This is a genomic window from Streptomyces sp. HUAS MS02 (assembly GCF_055702265.1).
This window is the reverse complement of record NZ_CM146747.1, coordinates 9,688,468-9,703,407: the sequence shown is the minus strand read 5'-3', so window position 1 is coordinate 9,703,407 and position 14,940 is coordinate 9,688,468. Positions and strand designations below refer to the sequence as shown.

At 69.1% G+C, this 14,940-nt stretch carries 14 protein-coding genes and 1 pseudogene; 12 read left to right on the top strand and 3 right to left on the bottom strand.

What is annotated here, in order from left to right:
* The first annotated feature begins 49 nt into the window (after positions 1-49).
* From ACZ9QC_RS41965 to ACZ9QC_RS41950, 4 genes are all read left to right on the top strand, one after another.
* Positions 50-415, top strand: a complete 366-nt coding sequence (locus ACZ9QC_RS41965) for a transposase (RefSeq protein ID WP_472917932.1) — start codon at positions 50-52, stop codon at positions 413-415.
* Positions 416-680: 265 nt separating this feature from the next.
* The gene (locus tag ACZ9QC_RS41960; protein WP_472917931.1) at positions 681-1,688 is read left to right on the top strand and encodes a GlxA family transcriptional regulator; all 1,008 of its coding nucleotides are present in this window, start codon (positions 681-683) and stop codon (positions 1,686-1,688) included.
* A gap of 74 nt (positions 1,689-1,762) precedes the next feature.
* Positions 1,763-3,148: a DJ-1/PfpI family protein gene (locus tag ACZ9QC_RS41955; protein ID WP_472917930.1), complete on the top strand. Its 1,386-nt coding sequence runs from the start codon at positions 1,763-1,765 to the stop codon at positions 3,146-3,148.
* A 139-nt stretch (positions 3,149-3,287) separates the two neighbouring features.
* Positions 3,288-3,452, top strand: coding sequence for a hypothetical protein (locus ACZ9QC_RS41950; protein ID WP_472917929.1), 165 nt, complete (start codon positions 3,288-3,290; stop codon positions 3,450-3,452).
* A 256-nt stretch (positions 3,453-3,708) separates the two neighbouring features.
* On the opposite strand, the gene ACZ9QC_RS41945 is transcribed toward ACZ9QC_RS41950, so the two are convergent.
* Positions 3,709-4,146: a winged helix-turn-helix transcriptional regulator gene (locus tag ACZ9QC_RS41945; protein ID WP_472917928.1), complete on the bottom strand. Its 438-nt coding sequence runs from the start codon at positions 4,144-4,146 to the stop codon at positions 3,709-3,711.
* Between the two features lie 94 nt (positions 4,147-4,240).
* Between ACZ9QC_RS41945 and ACZ9QC_RS41940 the strand changes: the two genes are divergently transcribed.
* Both ACZ9QC_RS41940 and ACZ9QC_RS41935 read left to right on the top strand, forming a co-directional pair.
* Entirely contained in the window at positions 4,241-5,068 is an 828-nt protein-coding gene (locus ACZ9QC_RS41940) for an alpha/beta fold hydrolase (RefSeq protein ID WP_472917927.1), read from the top strand.
* A 72-nt stretch (positions 5,069-5,140) separates the two neighbouring features.
* Positions 5,141-5,644 carry a hypothetical protein gene (locus ACZ9QC_RS41935; RefSeq protein ID WP_472917926.1) on the top strand — a complete coding sequence of 168 codons (504 nt, stop codon included), beginning with the start codon at positions 5,141-5,143 and terminating at the stop codon, positions 5,642-5,644.
* A 666-nt stretch (positions 5,645-6,310) separates the two neighbouring features.
* Here ACZ9QC_RS41935 and ACZ9QC_RS41930 read toward each other — a convergent pair.
* A complete protein-coding gene (locus ACZ9QC_RS41930; protein WP_472917925.1) occupies positions 6,311-7,192 on the bottom strand; it encodes a helix-turn-helix transcriptional regulator in 882 nt (293 codons plus the stop codon).
* A 184-nt stretch (positions 7,193-7,376) separates the two neighbouring features.
* Here ACZ9QC_RS41930 and ACZ9QC_RS41925 point away from each other — a divergent pair, with 184 nt between their 5' ends.
* The 6 genes and pseudogenes from ACZ9QC_RS41925 (at position 7,377) to ACZ9QC_RS41900 (ending at position 13,313) form a co-directional block, all read left to right on the top strand.
* The gene (locus ACZ9QC_RS41925) at positions 7,377-8,237 is read left to right on the top strand and encodes an SDR family oxidoreductase (protein WP_472917924.1); all 861 of its coding nucleotides are present in this window, start codon (positions 7,377-7,379) and stop codon (positions 8,235-8,237) included.
* 33 nt (positions 8,238-8,270) lie between these two features.
* On the top strand, positions 8,271-8,963 hold the full coding sequence (locus tag ACZ9QC_RS41920) for a type 1 glutamine amidotransferase domain-containing protein (protein WP_472917923.1): 693 nt from the start codon (positions 8,271-8,273) through the stop codon (positions 8,961-8,963).
* Between the two features lie 171 nt (positions 8,964-9,134).
* Complete coding sequence (locus tag ACZ9QC_RS41915) at positions 9,135-10,685, top strand: NAD-dependent succinate-semialdehyde dehydrogenase (RefSeq protein WP_472917922.1); 1,551 nt, start codon at positions 9,135-9,137, stop codon at positions 10,683-10,685.
* Positions 10,682-12,088, top strand: a complete 1,407-nt coding sequence (locus ACZ9QC_RS41910; protein ID WP_472917921.1) for a class-II fumarase/aspartase family protein — start codon at positions 10,682-10,684, stop codon at positions 12,086-12,088. Before ACZ9QC_RS41915 ends, ACZ9QC_RS41910 begins: the two co-directional genes overlap by 4 nt.
* A gap of 19 nt (positions 12,089-12,107) precedes the next feature.
* Positions 12,108-12,277: pseudogene (locus tag ACZ9QC_RS41905) on the top strand (helix-turn-helix domain-containing protein); the annotation flags it as partial.
* Positions 12,278-12,443: 166 nt separating this feature from the next.
* Complete coding sequence (locus tag ACZ9QC_RS41900) at positions 12,444-13,313, top strand: alpha/beta fold hydrolase (protein WP_472917920.1); 870 nt, start codon at positions 12,444-12,446, stop codon at positions 13,311-13,313.
* 743 nt (positions 13,314-14,056) lie between these two features.
* Here ACZ9QC_RS41900 and ACZ9QC_RS41895 read toward each other — a convergent pair.
* The gene (locus ACZ9QC_RS41895; protein ID WP_472917919.1) at positions 14,057-14,905 is read right to left on the bottom strand and encodes a helix-turn-helix transcriptional regulator; all 849 of its coding nucleotides are present in this window, start codon (positions 14,903-14,905) and stop codon (positions 14,057-14,059) included.
* Positions 14,906-14,940: the final 35 nt, after the last annotated feature.

Below are 14,940 nucleotides of genomic sequence, written 5' to 3'. Positions count from 1 at the left end.
CACGGACCTGACGGACGCCCAGTGGCGGGAGATCCGGCCGCCGCTTCCGGTGCCGGCGTGGTTGGAGGGCCGGGACGGCAGGCCGGAGGGCTACTGCCATCGCGTGATGTCGGATGCGGTGTTCTACGTCGTCGACAACGGCATCAAGTGGCGCAACATGCCGGTCGACTTCCCGCCCTGGGACCGGGTCTATGCGTTCTGGCGGCGCTGGCGCCGGACCGGGCTGATCGGTGAGCTCCATGACCGGCCGGGGGGGAAGGTACGCGAGGGGGCCGGGCGGGATCCGGAGCCCACGGCCGCGGTGATCGACTCACAGTCCGTGAAGGCCGACGCGGTGGTGGGGGCCGACAGCCGCGGCATTTGGAAAACCTCGCCCACGAGCTGGCCCGGCCACATGATCCACAGACCGGACTGAAGAGCTCAGGGTGGGTAGGAGGTGCTCGGTACACCGGGCGGTTCGGGTATTCGGCCAGGACGCGGATGTCAGCGCGGGTGGCATGGCTTGCGCAACTGGCAGGCGATGTTGCCCGGCCTGCGTCAACGCCGACGGCCGAGACACGCGGTCGGGCCGGCGCCCGTACCGCGTGCGACTCGCCTCGTGGCACCGAGTACCTGATCCGTCCGGCAGCGATCCTTTGTGGGCCTGATGCCGGGCGTCCGCGCCTCCTATCGTGGGGCGGGTGAACGAGCATGACGTGGTGAGCACCGGCCGGATCGTGGTGCTGGTCCTGCCGGAGGTGAACCTGCTCGACCTCGGGGGGCCGGTGCAGGTCTTCGACGCGGCCGCCCACCTGGGCGCCGGTTACCGGCTGGAGTACGTGGCGGACGCACCGGAGGCGGTGTCGGCCCAAGGGCTGCGACTGGCAGGACTCGGCCCGCTGGGCGGGGCGGTGGTGGGGCCGGGAGATCTGGTACTGGTTCCGGGTCCCCGGCTGCGGCGGCCGGAGGCCGGGCGGAGCGCGGCGGAGGGAGGGGAACTGGTGCCGGAAGCGGCCGTGCGGTGGCTGCGTACGGCGTACGACGCAGGGGCCAGGATGGTGTCGGTGTGCAGCGGGGCCGCGGCGTTCGGTGAGGCGGGGCTGCTGGACGGGCGGGCGTGCACCACCCACTGGTCGCTGACGGAGGCGATGCGGCACCGCTACCCGACGGCACGGGTCCGGGACGCCGCGCTCTACGTCCACGACGGCCGGGTGAGCACCAGCGCTGGCATCTCGTCAGGCATCGACCTCGCCCTGTCGCTGGTGGAGCGGGACCACGGCCCGGGGCTGGCCGCGTCCGTCGCCCGTGAGCTGGTGGTGTACATGCGCCGGGACGGCACAGGCCCGCAGATCAGCCCGTTCCTCCAGTACCGCTCACACCTGCGGCCGACGGTCCACCAGGTGCAGGACCACCTCGCCCAGCACCTCGACACCCAGCTCACTCTCACCGAACTGGCGGCCCTCGTGAACCTCTCGCCCCGGGGACTGAGCAAGGCGTTCACCGCGGCGACCGGCATCACCCCGCTGCAGTACCAGCGACAGCTGCGGCTGGAGCGGGCCGCGGAGCTGCTGGCCGGGACCGGTCTCACGGTCGAAGCCGTGGCCGCCCGCTGCGGCTTCCGCGACGCCCGCCACCTGCGGCGGCTGTTCGCGGACCGGTACGGCAGGCCCCCGTCCGGGGCGCGCGCCGCGCTGGCCCCGACCGGCTGACCCCCTCTCCTCCCCCTTGGCAACTTTCGGCGCGGCGGCTCGGCTTCGCCACGCCCGGAATCCGGAGTCCTCACATGTCGCGTCCTCTACGCAGGGCCGGTTGGGTGCTGCTCGGCACCGTGCTCTCGCTCGCCTCCTTCGCGGGCATCGCCTTTACCGGTGTCGCCACGGCCATGGGCGACAGCTTCCCCGCCTCCTCCCGGGCGGACCCGGCGGGCGGCTGGCCAAAACCGAAGGCCGTGCCGCAGGGGCGGATCGGGGTCGCGGTCGTCGTCAGCAACGAGGGCTCGGTCGCCGCCGACGTGCTGGCACCGTACGAGGTCTTCGCCACCTCGGACCGGTTCTTCGTCTACACCGTCGCGGCCGAGCGCAAGCCCTCGCCGCTCTCCGGCGGGCTGCACCTGCTGCCCGATCACACCCTGGACGAGGTCGGCACGGCAGCCCTCCCCGAGCCGGACGTGGTGATCGTCCCGGCGGTGGTCGGCCCCGACAGCGCGAAAGAGGCACCACTACGGAAGTGGATCACTCAGCGGGCCGACCGGGGAAGCCGGATCCTCGGTGTCTGCGCGGGTTCGGAACTGCTCGCCGCCACCGGGCTTCTGGACGGCCGCGACGCCACCTCGTTCTGGTCCAACATCGGCTCCCTGCAACGCGATTACCCCGCTGTGCACTGGAAGCGCGGCGAACGCTACGTCGAGGACGGCCAGGTGACCACGACCGCCGGCATCACCTCCGGTACGGTCGGCGCGCTGCGCCTGGTCGAACGACTGGCGGACAGAGCCGAGGCCGGGCGGATCGGCGGGTTGCTGGCATACCCGGGCTGGACGCTGGACGGCCCGACCGCGATCCCGGCGAACCAGCTCGCCGTGGCCGACCTGCCGTACGCGCTCAACGCCGCGTTCCCGTGGCTGCAGCCGACGGTAGGGATCGGGCTGGTCGACGGGGTGGGCGAGATCGACGCCGCCGCGGCCTTCGAGGTGTACTCGGGTGTGTCGTTCGCGTCCGCCACAGTAACGGTCGCGGCGGGTAGCACCGTCACCACCCGGCACGGAATGGTGCTGGTCGCCGACGCGGTGGCCGGTACCGACGGCGCGCGCGGCGTGGACCGGTTCGTGGTCCCCGGGGTCGCCGACACCAACGGGGTCGACCGGCCACTGGCCCGATGGGCGATCCGTAACGGGCTCCGCGTCGAGTTGCCCGGCGGCGGGCGGGCCCAGGGCGAGTTCGGCTTCGATCCGGTGCTGCGCGACCTCGCCTCCCACGCGGACCGGGCCACCGCCCGCGCTACGGCGAAGTTCTCCGAGTACCCCTCGGGTCATCTGACACTCTCCGGCCCGGCGTGGCCATGGCGCCCGACCTGGCTGGCGGTGGCGGCCATCGCTCTGTCGGCCGGCGTCGGCCTGCTGCCGACCGGGATACGACGCCTCATCCGCCGTCGCCGGGCCCTCACCGCCGGCTGACGTCCGGGACCGGCCCCGCCCCGGACGGATCACGGGACGGCGCTGGAACCTGGTCTCCAGGCCGGCGCCCGACTCGAAGCCGCGCAACAGCCGACGCAGCAGGCCGATGGGAGTTTCGACGTCCTGCGGGGACCTGCGCATGGGACACAACTACGCCACGATCCTGGTGGACATGGACACGCGCCGTCCCGTCGATCTGCTGCCCGACCGGCCCACAGCGCCCTGGCCGCGCCTCCGCCACAGCCGCAGCAGGACGGCTCTTAGGCCGCCGGATCGGCGGCGCTGCGGGCCGGCCGCGTCCTGACGCGCGAACGGACAGGCTGACCTCGTCGAGCGGCGGGCCACCCGTGCACGGATGTCGAGCTGGGTGCGGTGCTCCTCATCGTGTTCAGGACACACTTCCCGACAGAGATTCAGCAGCACCTTGCCTTCCTCCGCCCACGCCTGAGCGGGAGAAGCGATGTCGCCGTCCACGTCGTCACAGCCTCCGCCACGATGGAGACCGCCGGTGAAGTCGAGGTCGGCTCGCATCCGCGTGTCGAGCAGCGCCCCTGCGGCGGTCAGCCGTGGCCGTCCGAGCGGTCGGCGGCGTCGAACATGGAGCAGTTGTGCTGAATCACGGGCATGTACTGCTCAGCCCACGCTCGCAGACTCTGCAGCGGCGCGACGAGCGTCGTGCCCAGGCCGGTCAGCCGGTAGTACACCCGTGGAGGCCTGCTCGCCTCGACACGACGACCGACAAGCCCGTCTCGTTCCAGTGCCTTGAGTGTCTGCGCCAGCATCTTCTGCGACACACCGGTCATCTCCCGCTTCAGCTCGGTGAACCGCAGCTCGTCCTCAGCGGCGGCAAGCGACAGCACCGCCAAGGTCGACCATCGCGCGCCCACCCGGTCGAGCAGGTGCCTCGTCGGGCACAGAGGATCGAACAGGTTCCCCTGCCGCGAGGCAGTTACCACGACGTCACCTGGTGCCGGGAAAGTGCCTTCTTCCCCGTTCATCGGGGGTTTCCTATGGTTACCACGTCCCCAAGCGTAACCAAGGAGAGCCCCTGTGCGCCCTACGATTCCGTCTCCTCACCTCCCCGGCGCGACCGTGCACCGGGTACCGATCGACGGGGTCGAACTCGTCGTGGAAACGCTCGGGCAGGGGCCGGCTGCGCTGCTGCTGCACGGCTTCCCGCACACCCGCGCGATCTGGCGCGATGTCGCACCCCGGCTGGCCGCGGCAGGTCTTCGGGCCATCGCGCCGGACCTGCACGGGCTGGGTGACAGCACACCCGCCGTCCGCGGCTATCAGGCACCCGCGATCGCCACGGACCTGCTCCGAATGTTGGATGTCCTCGGTGACCGCGAGGCACACGTCGTCGGCACCGATCTAGGTGTCACGCCGGCATTCGCCCTGGCAGCGTCATCGCCCGAGCGCGTGACCAGCCTGACCTTGTCCGAAGGGCTGATCGGGCTTCTGCCCGGTGCCGAGGCCTTCCTGCGGCAGGGGCCGCCGTGGTGGTTCGGCTTCCACCAGGCGCCCGGTGGTCTGGCCGAGGACGTGCTGCAGAACTCGGCGGAGCGCTACGTCCGCTTCTTCCTCTCCGTCGGCAGTCGCCGAGGTGTGCCTGCAGACCTCACACGGGTGATCGTCGAGGCCTATCGAGGCAGAACACGTCTCGGCAACGCCTTCGACCACTACCGCGCGATGCCGGCCACCGCGGAATGGATCGGAAACTGGGCGCAGGACCGGCGGCTGACGGTGCCGGCCCTCGCCATAGGCGGTGGCGTGATCGGCACGGCCACCGCCCACCAGCTCGAGCCGATCACCGACTGCCTCGACCAGCACCTGCTTGAAGACTGCGGTCACATCACCCCGATCGACCAGCCGGACACCTTCGCCGACCTTTTCATCGAGCACGCCAGGTCCGTCTGAGCCCACACCTTCAGGGCACGTCCGGAACAAAGCCGACCGAACCCATGGCAAGGGGCCGAGGCGGGCTTCGTCGTGTACCGCACCGGCCGCGGCGTTCGGGCCGGTGAAGATCCGCCGGGCGATCCGCAGTACGACGGCCTGTTGCGTGGCAACGACTTCCGGCACGTGGGAGGGCCGGACGAGATCCGCGTGGTCGGCTCGACCGATCAGGTGGTGTGTACGGTGGCCGAAGCGGTGCGGGCCGGGCGCCGGGTCGCGGTGCGCAGCGGCGGCCACTGCTTCGGCAGAGACCTCCGACACTGGCGTCCAGCCGATCGTCGACTTGCGGCGGACGATGCGTGGCGGCACAAGGCGATCTGGCCGGGCACGGGTGACCCGGGCGACGGGCCCCCGCCCGCACAAGCTCAAAGCCGGTACCTGCGCAGCTCACTGACCGACAGGCATCTCGCCGCGGTCCACCGCAACCTGGCGAACTCCACCGGCGATGCGGAGTCCGGCTTGCTGCTCGTCGGCTACGGCGGCCAGGTGAACGCGATATCGCCGGAAGCCACGCGATACCTCAGCGCAACACGGTGACGAAGGAGGTCTTCCAGACGGTATGGGCTGGTGAGGCCGACGACGCGGCGAGCCTTTCCGGCTTCCGCACATAACCGCGACGTGTACGCCGACGTGGCCGACCCGGCGTGGAACGCCTCTGGCGTGCCGGCGCGCACGCTTCTGCTGCAAGGACCACTGCTCCCGCTCCAGCAGGTGATCACGTCGACATCAGCACCGACGTCACCCACGGCGCCGCCTGCGGTGCGCGAATCAACCCCGGCACCGCTGTCACAGCGCGACCTGGAGGTGTTCGAGCTGATCGCCCGGAGCACGAGAACCGCGAGGCGGCGAAGGGACTCTTCATCAGCGAGACGACGGTCAAGACGCACCTGCTGGTGTCGTGGATCTCCCGCGTTGTCCGCTGCCGCTCGTCGAGCGCGCCTGATCGCGGGCCTGCGCCGGCAGTTGAGCGTGCAGGCCTGGTCGCCAACGCATCCGTAGTGCCCGCGATCGCGGGTGCCCAGACTTGGGTGCATGGTCGTTGGCCATGTGGGTGAAGAACACCCATGTGTCGGCGGGGCAGTTACAGGGCGCTGCACATGATCAGGAGCTGGTCTGCGAAGGGCGAACGGGCCGATGCGGCGGCTTGGCGCAGGTCGGTGTCGCCTCGCGGTGCTGCTGTTGCCGGCAGAACTCGTATGGGCGTTACTGCTCGGTGGTGCCGGGGTTCGGTTCGAGGGTGGGGGTGGTTGCGGTCCAGCTGGCGAGGATGTCGATGGCTCGTCGTGAAGGTGATTCCGGTTCGGTGGTGTAGATGAACAGGGTGGTATCAGGGTCGCCGGGGAGGGTGAGGGTTTCGTATTCGACGGTGAGGTCTCCGACGAGGTTGTGCCGGAGGCGTTTGGAGCCGTGGGTGCGCTGGTGGACACGGTGTTGTTCCCACCATTGGTCGAATTCGCGGCTGTGTTCGCGTAGTTCGGTGACGAGGTCGGTGGTGGCGCGGTCGTCGGGGTTGCGGCCGACGTCGAACCGGAGGCTTTCGACGGCGGCGCGGGCTTGGTCGGGCCAGTCGAGGAAGAGGGCTCGGGCGTCGCTGTCGAGGAACATCCAGCGGGCGTAGTTGCGGTGGGCGGCGGGGAGCTGGTCGAAGTCGGTGAAGAGGGCCTTGGCCATGCGGTTGGCGGCGAGGATGTCGGTGCGGCGGCCGAGGATGAGGGCGGGTTCGCCGTCGAGGGAGTCGAGAAGCTGGTAGAGGCCGGGGCGGACGCGTTGGACGTCGTGGGTTCGGCGGGTGGTGGGTGCCGAGGTCAGGCCGATGAGGTCGTTGAGGTGGGCGCGTCCGGCGGCGTCGAGGCCGAGGGCCCGGCCGATGGCTTCGACGACGGCGGCGGAGGGAGTGATGCGGCGGCCTTGTTCGAGTCGGGCGTAGTAGTCGGTGGATACGCCTGCGAGGCGGGCGACTTCTTCGCGGCGGAGGCCGGGTACGCGGCGGACGCGTCCGTCGGGGGGCAGGCCGGCACGGGCGGGGTCGATCTGGTTGCGGGTGCGCCGTAGGAAATCGGCGAGTTCTTGGTTGGTTTTGTTCACGGTTGGAGTATCCCTGAGGCCGACGCGGTCCTGGGTGGACCGGCGAGTCCTAGGTTCCGGGGACCGCGCCTCCACAGGGCGCGAGATAGGCCCTCACCGGGGTTTGCGGTGGATCACGCTTGAAGCACGCCACCACGGGAGCAGCCCGGAGGCGCATCACCGAAATCGTGAGGAAAGGACCCCCATGAGTTTCCCGACGGATCGACCCGCGACGTGGTTCGTGACCGGTACTTCCCGCGGTCTGGGCCTGGAGCTGGTCACGCAGTTGCTCCGGCGTGGCGACCAGGTCGCCGCGACGACCCGTTCCGCGGAGCGGCTGCTTGCAGCCCTGGGTGACCGCGTCGACACTTCGCGGCTGGCGCCGCTGACTGTCGATCTGCGTGATGACGAGCAGGTCCGGCAGGCTGTCCGCCAGGCCACGGAGCGATTCGGCAGCATCGACGTGGTCGTCAACAATGCCGGCTACGGCTACCTGGCTGCCGTGGAGGAGACGAGTGCCCGCGAGGTTCGCGACATGCTCGACGTCCAGGTCATCGGGGTGTGGAACGTATTGCGTGCCACGCTGCCGGTGCTTCGCGAGCAGAAGAGCGGTCATGTGGTCAACGTGTCGTCGATTCTCGGGCTGACCGCGGTTCCGGGCTGGGGCCTCTACTGCGCGGGCAAGTTCGCGCTCGAGGGTCTCACCGAAGCGCTGGCCCAGGAGATGGCCGACTTCGGCGTCAAGGTCACCATCGTCGAGCCCGGCTACTTCCGCACCGATTTCCTCACCACCGACTCGCTCGCGTTGCCCGCCTCGACGACGGATGCGTACCCGGGTCTGCGCGAGATGACCGAAAACCACCTGGAGCTCCAGGGCAGCCAGTTGGGCAACCCGGTCAAGGGCGCGGAGGCGATCATCCGCCGGGTTGTCAGCGGCGAGGGCCCGCTGCGCCAGCTGCTCGGCTCGGACGCCCACGCCTACGCCACCGCGAAGGTCGATGCCCTGCTCGCGAACCTGGAAGCCACCCAGCAGACCGCCGCCGCCACCGACTTCGCTGATGCCTGAGCATTCGTCGTTGGCCATAGAGAGGAACGAATCGTGCGCAAGATTCTGATCGTCATGTCCGCTGCCGACATCTGGGAACGCAACGACGGCTCGGAATACCCGACCGGGTACTGGGCCGAAGAGCTCGCCGCGCCCCACGAGAAGTTCGTGCAGGCCGGCTTCACCGTCGACTTCGCTTCCCCGGGCGGCGTTCTGCAGCCGCTCGACGCCCACAGTGCCGACCCGGAGATCGCCGGGCCGGACTGTGCCTACTACGTGGAGCACGCTGCGCGGGCCTTGAGCGAGTTCGGTCCGCTGCTCAAGCTGGACGAAATCGACATCAACGACTACGTCGCCGTGGTCATCCCCGGCGGGCATGGTCCTGTGGTCGACCTCTACAAGGACCGTGACCTCGGCCGCCTGCTCACCGAGGCGGACGCGGCCGGGAAGATCATCGGGGCCGTTTGCCACGGCCCGGCCGGGCTTCTGTCCGCCGTGGACGAGAACGGCGAGTGGCTGTTCGCAGGTCGGGAGATGACGGCCTTCACCGACGAGGAGGAGCAGAGTTTCGGCACTGCGGAAGGCGCTCCATGGCTGCTGGCCGGCACGCTGCGCCGCAAGGGTGCGAAGCACTCAGGAGGACCGGCGTACCAGGCGTACAACGTGCAGGACCGGAACCTCTTCACCGGCCAGAACCCGGCCTCCAGCGCCCCCATGGCCGAGGCCATGATCGGCGCGCTCAAGTAGCAGTGCTCACCGGCTCGCCGGCCGGGAGGCCGACAGCCTGCCCGCCACTCGGTATTTCCCGGCTGCCGCCGGTTTCTGCCGCCCGCCCCAGGTCCGGGAACGGCGGCACCAACCGCATCCGTCGGCTGATGCTCCCCCCGTCATGATCGCTCAGGAAGAAGCGAGGAATCCGTGGTCACCTCTCTGTCTCAAGCCGATGCCGTCGGACGTGTCGAGAAGGGCTTGTTCATCGGCGGTGTATGGCGATCGGCTTCCGGCGGGGGCAGCTTCTCGGTGGAGGATCCGGCTACCGGACGGACGCTGTGCGAGGTGTCGGACGCGACCCCGACGGACGCGCTGGCCGCCCTCGACGCTGCAAGTGCCGCACAGGCGAAGTGGGCTGCGGTACCCCCGCGCCGGCGGGGCGAGATTCTTCGGCGTGCTCACGATCTGTTGGTCGAGCGCATCGACGAGTTCGCGTTGCTGATCACCCTGGAGATGGGCAAGTCACTGGCCGAGTCCCGGGCGGAGGTCGAGTACGGCGCGAACTACTTGCGCTGGTTCGGTGAGGAAGCCGTTCGGATCGACGGGAGCTGGAAGGTCAGCGAGGACGGCACCGCCCGAGTACTGGTCACCCGTCAGCCGGTCGGGCCCTGCCTGCTGATCACGCCTTGGAACGCGCCGCTGGCCATGCCGGCCCGCAAGATCGGCCCGGCCGTGGCTGCCGGCTGCACCATGGTTGTCAAACCCGCGCCGCAGACACCCCTGACGACGGCTGCGTTGGCGGCGCTTCTGACCGAAGCCGGCCTTCCCGGTGGTGTGCTCAACATCGTTCCCACCACACGAGCCGCCGCGATCACCGAGTCCCTCCTCCTGGACGGCCGGCTGCGCAAGTTGTCGTTCACCGGCTCCACGCCCGTCGGCCGCAGGTTGCTGTCCCAGGCAGCCGACACCGTCCTGCGGACTTCGATGGAGCTGGGGGGCAATGCTCCGTTCATCGTCTGCCGCGACGCCGACCTCGACGCCGCGGTCGAGGGTGCGATGACCGCCAAGCTCCGGAACGTCGGTGAGGCCTGTATCGCCGCCAATCGCTTCCATGTACACGCCGATGTCGTGGACGAGTTCAGTGAGAAGCTCGTCGCGCGCATGAGCACCGTCACTGTCGGACCCGGCACGGACCCTGCCTCCGACCTCGGGCCGATGATCGACGCGCGCCAGCGGCGCAGGGTCGCGGACCTGGTCGACGAAACAGTCGACGCGGGCGCCCGAGTGCGCACCGGCGCTCAGGTTCCCGAAGGGCCGGGCTACTTCTACCCGCCCACCGTACTCACCGACGTCCCCGCCGGCACTCGCATCACCCGCGAGGAGATCTTCGGCCCGGTCGCCGCCATCCAGACCTTCAGCACCGAAGCCGAAGCCCTTCACGACGCCAACAACACCGAGTTCGGTCTCGTGAGCTACCTCTACACCGAGGATCTGGGTCAGGCGCTCCGGATGAGCGAACAGCTCGAAACGGGCATGGTGGGTCTCAACCGCGGCTACGTGTCCGACCCGAGCGCTCCCTTCGGTGGCATGAAGCAGTCCGGCATCGGCAGGGAAGGCGGTAACACCGGGATCGACGAATACCTGGAGCAGAAGTACGTGGCCATCCACATGGGTACTCCCCGGTCCGGGGACAACGGTGCCCTCGCCGCGGCGACGCCGATCCCATCAGGCGTCGGTGGGCCGGAGGGCGGGCGATGAGCGGCAGCACCGTATTCGACTCGTTCTTGTTCCGGGACCTGTTCGGGACAGCCGAGATGCGGGCTGTCTTCTGCGACCGCGCCTACGTGGACCAGGTTGTCCGCGTCGAAGTCGCCTTGGCGCAGGCGGAGGCACGAGTCGGCGTCATACCGCGCCACAGTGCGGACGTGATCGCGGAATCGTGCGACCCGGCGCGACTCGACCGTGATCGGCTTCGCCGCGACACGGAGACGGTCGGATACCCGATCCTTCCCATCGTCGAGCAGCTCTCCGAGCAATGTGGTGACGCCGGCGGATATGTGCATTGGGGAGCCACCACCCAGGACATCATGGACACGGCGACGGTGCTCCAGTGCGCCGAGGGCTTGACCCTGGTCTCGGATGCGCTCGATCGCCTGCGCGCGCACGTGCGTCATCTGGCCGTGGAGCACATCGACACGGTCACCGCCGGCCGGACTCATCTCCAGCACGCCCTGCCCGTCACCTTCGGCTACCGGGCGGCCGTCTGGCTGTCCGCACTGGACCGCCATGCCGATCGGCTGACCGCCGTGCGGGAGCGGGACCTGATGGTGCAGTTCGGAGGAGCGGCAGGAACCCTGGCTTCGCTCGGCCCGGGCCCGGCCGGCCTTCGGGTACGGGCCGAACTGGCCGCGGAACTCGGCCTTCGCGACCCCGACATCACGTGGCACGTCGCGCGGGACGGCCTCGCTGAGATTGTCGGCCTGCTCGCGGCGATCGGTGCTTCGGTCGGCAAGATCGGCACCGACGTCGCATTGATGTGCTCAACGGAGTTCGGCGAACTTGCCGAACCATTCGTGCGGGGTCGCGGGGCGAGTTCCACCATGCCCCAGAAACGCAACCCCATCTCCAGCGAGCTCATGGTGGCAGCGGCGAAGCTGCTTCGTGACAAGTCATCCGCCATGCTCGACGCGATGATGCAGGACTTCGAGCGCGCCACCGGGCCCTGGCACGTCGAATGGGCCGTGATCTCCGAAGCATTCCTCCTGCTCGCCTCATCGCTTTCTCAGGCTGAGCAGGCGATGGCCGGACTGCATGTCGATGCGGAACGAATGCGAGCCAACCTGGGGTTGACCGGCGGACTCATCGCCGCGGAAGCCGTGATGATGGCACTCGCACCCGAAATCGGCCGCCAGCACGCCCACAAACTCGTCTACGCTGCCTGCGGTCGAGCACGAGATACCGGCACCGAGCTGGCCGTCGAACTGCGAAAGGACCCGGATGCCACGGCAATCCTCGGCGCCGACCGGATCGACGCGCTCTGCCACCCCGCCGGTTACCTGGGAAGCGCCCGGGCCATGGTCCGTAGCGTGGTGGGGATCTCCGCGCAGCGAACCGACGCGGAGGACCGAGACGGCTCTCATCAGTTCAGGATGCGCGAGTAGGCATGGAGCAGGAGGTTCAGGGGTACGGCAGATCGCCTGCCGTCTGGACCGTGCCCCTCGACGATCCCCCGAGAGTTACGGCGCACCGCAGCGACCCGCGGGGGCGGGTGGGAGTACCGGGCCTCGGCCGTGCAGTGGAAGGCAGAGCTGCCGGCGCGGCGACCCAAGGCAGCGAAATTCGCCGCAAACGCACGATCGTTGCCGATTATACGCAGGGGCGGCTTGCGGGCTGATGCCCGCGCTCGGGTTGGCGATGGTTACGACAACGCGATGATGAAATCATTCTGGTCGAAGATGCAAACCGAGTTGCCCCTGCGCCCTCTGTACCACAAGCCGAACTCGCAAAGGAGAAAAAATGCCGACCGTGCGTTCCAACGGACTCGACCTCCACTACGAGACGTGCGGCGATCCCGACGATCCGGCCTTGCTGCTGATCATGGGATTGGGAGAGCAACTAACCCAATGGCCTCACAAATTCTGTGAGGCCCTTGCTGCCCGCGGATTCCATGTGATCCGGTTCGACAACCGGGACGTCGGCCTGTCGACCTGGCTCGACGAACTCGGCGAGCCCGACATGCCCGCGCTGTTCGGAGGTGATACATCCAGCGTCCACTACCGTCTGTCCGATATGGCCGCCGACACCCGCGGCCTGATCGAGGCACTCGGCGTACAGCGTGCTCACCTGGTCGGTGCCTCGATGGGCGGCATGATCGCTCAGCAGCTCGCCATCGACAGCCCTGATGTCGTCGCCAGCCTCGCCTCGATCATGTCGACCACCGGCGACCCTGCGGTCGGACAGACCATCCTCGACGACGTAAGCGCCTTGCTTCCCGTGCCAGGAACAGATCGCGCAGCCTCGATCGCCGCGGACGTCGCCCTGTACCGCATGATCGGCTCCCCCGGGTTCGAGACCAGCGACGAGGAGCGGATCAGCCAAGCCACTGCCAAGTTCGAGCGCGCTCACCACCCGGCCGGGGTACTACGCCAGTTCGCAGCCATCGTCGCCTCCCCGGATCGCACCGACGCCCTGCGGGACGTGCACCAGCCAACCGTTGTCATCCACGGTGAAGCGGATCGCTTGGTCTCCGTCAGCGGCGGCCAGGCGACCGCCGACGCAGTGCCGGGTGCCAAGTTGCTGGTCATCCCAGGCATGGGCCATGATCTGCCAGCCGCCGTGTGGGACCTGATAGTCGATGCCATCGCCACGAACGCCGCCAGGGACTGACCTTGCGCTTGCCGAAAATGTCATCTGCGCTGACTCGAAAAGACCCGGCCTGAGGTCCCCCGGCGTGCGGGAAGTACTGATCAGCTGGTGAGCGCGGGTTGACGGAACGCACCGACGGCCCCGCCACGGGCCACCACCACCGCACGGCAGACCCATCGCCTCCAAGCAGGTGCTGGTGGAGGGTTTTCGAAAGGTCCGGCGGACCCGGGCGGGGGTGATCCGGTTTGGTGCGGCTGGCTTCTCCCACGGGTGCCGCAAATCCTGGGTCAGTGGGCCGGGGGCCGGCTTCCGTACGCAGCAATGAGCTGGCCGCACTGCACGGCCGGCCCTCGCTCCATCCGCCGACTGCTGGTCCACGGCTTAGTCACGCGTTCGATCGTGCCCATTCGACTGACGGGTGCCATGAGGGTCCGGCATTGACGGACCCCTGAATCTGATCCGAGTTCCTCGGCCAGGTAGTCAATTCCGCTGTTCTCAGATCCAGTTGGCGCTGGGTGTATTGATGGTCGGGCGGTAGCCCGGTGGCAGTGGACGCTCGTCGCGGCGTTGGCGGTGGGGGCCCATGGTGGGCCGTACGGTGGCGGCCACACATTTGCATCACCCTTCCTGCGGAGAGCATCCGTCATGCCTGCGCAACCCGAAGCAGAGGAACACCCCGTGCTCGGCCCCGGCCTGCAGCCAGAGACACCACCCTGAGTCGCTGCGTCGGCGCGATCTCGGTTCGTCGCCTGGGCGTTGTTGGGTTACTCGCGGATCTGAGCGTTCACTGTGGGATGCGTGTCACCGCTGCCCGTGCCCAGGCCCGCGAGCAGGCGCAGACCGTCCTCGGCGGGAGTACCGGGGGCCGCGGAGAATACGAGCAGCTCCGTGCTTGATTCGTCCGGTAGTGCGAAGTTCTCCTGGTGCAGTTCCAGCAGTCCGACCAGCGGGTGCCGGTACGCCTTGCGTCCGTGTGTGCGGGCGCGTACGTCCGCGCGGGCCCAGAGGCGGCGAAAGCGCTCGCTGCCCAGCGACAGCTCGCCGATGAGCAGAGCCAGTTGGGGGTCCTCGGGGTATTTGCCTGCGGCCAGGCGCAGGTGCCCGACCACGTCGAGGGTGCATGCCTCCCAGTCCGCGTAGAGGCCGCGTTCGGCCTCCTCGAGGAAGATGTGCCGGGCGATGTTCAGGCCCGGCATCGGCCGGCCGAAGAGGAGCACGGCGAGGCGGTTCCCGGCGAGCACGTCCAGGCGGTGGTTCATGATCATCGCGGGTGCGTCGGCGACCATGTCGAGGACGCGCACCAGCTCCGGCCGGACCCGCCCGACCGGCGCCTTCGCGCGGCGGCGACGCTGCCGGGCGAGCCGGTCGAGGTGCCCGCGTTCGGTCTCGTCGAGGCCGAGGACGCGGGCGAGCGCGTCGAGGACCTGCTCGGACGGCTGGGTCGCGCGGCCCTGCTCGAGGCGTACGTAGTAGTCGACGCTGACTCCGGACAGGTGCGCGACCTCTTCGCGGCGCAGCCCTTCGACCCGGCGGCGGCTGTCGGTCGGGATGCCGACGGCGGCCGGGTCGACCCGGGAACGCCGGGTCCGCAGGAAGCTGGCGAGGTCGTCCATGCACCGAAGTATGGCCGCGCCGGCGCCCGTGAGGG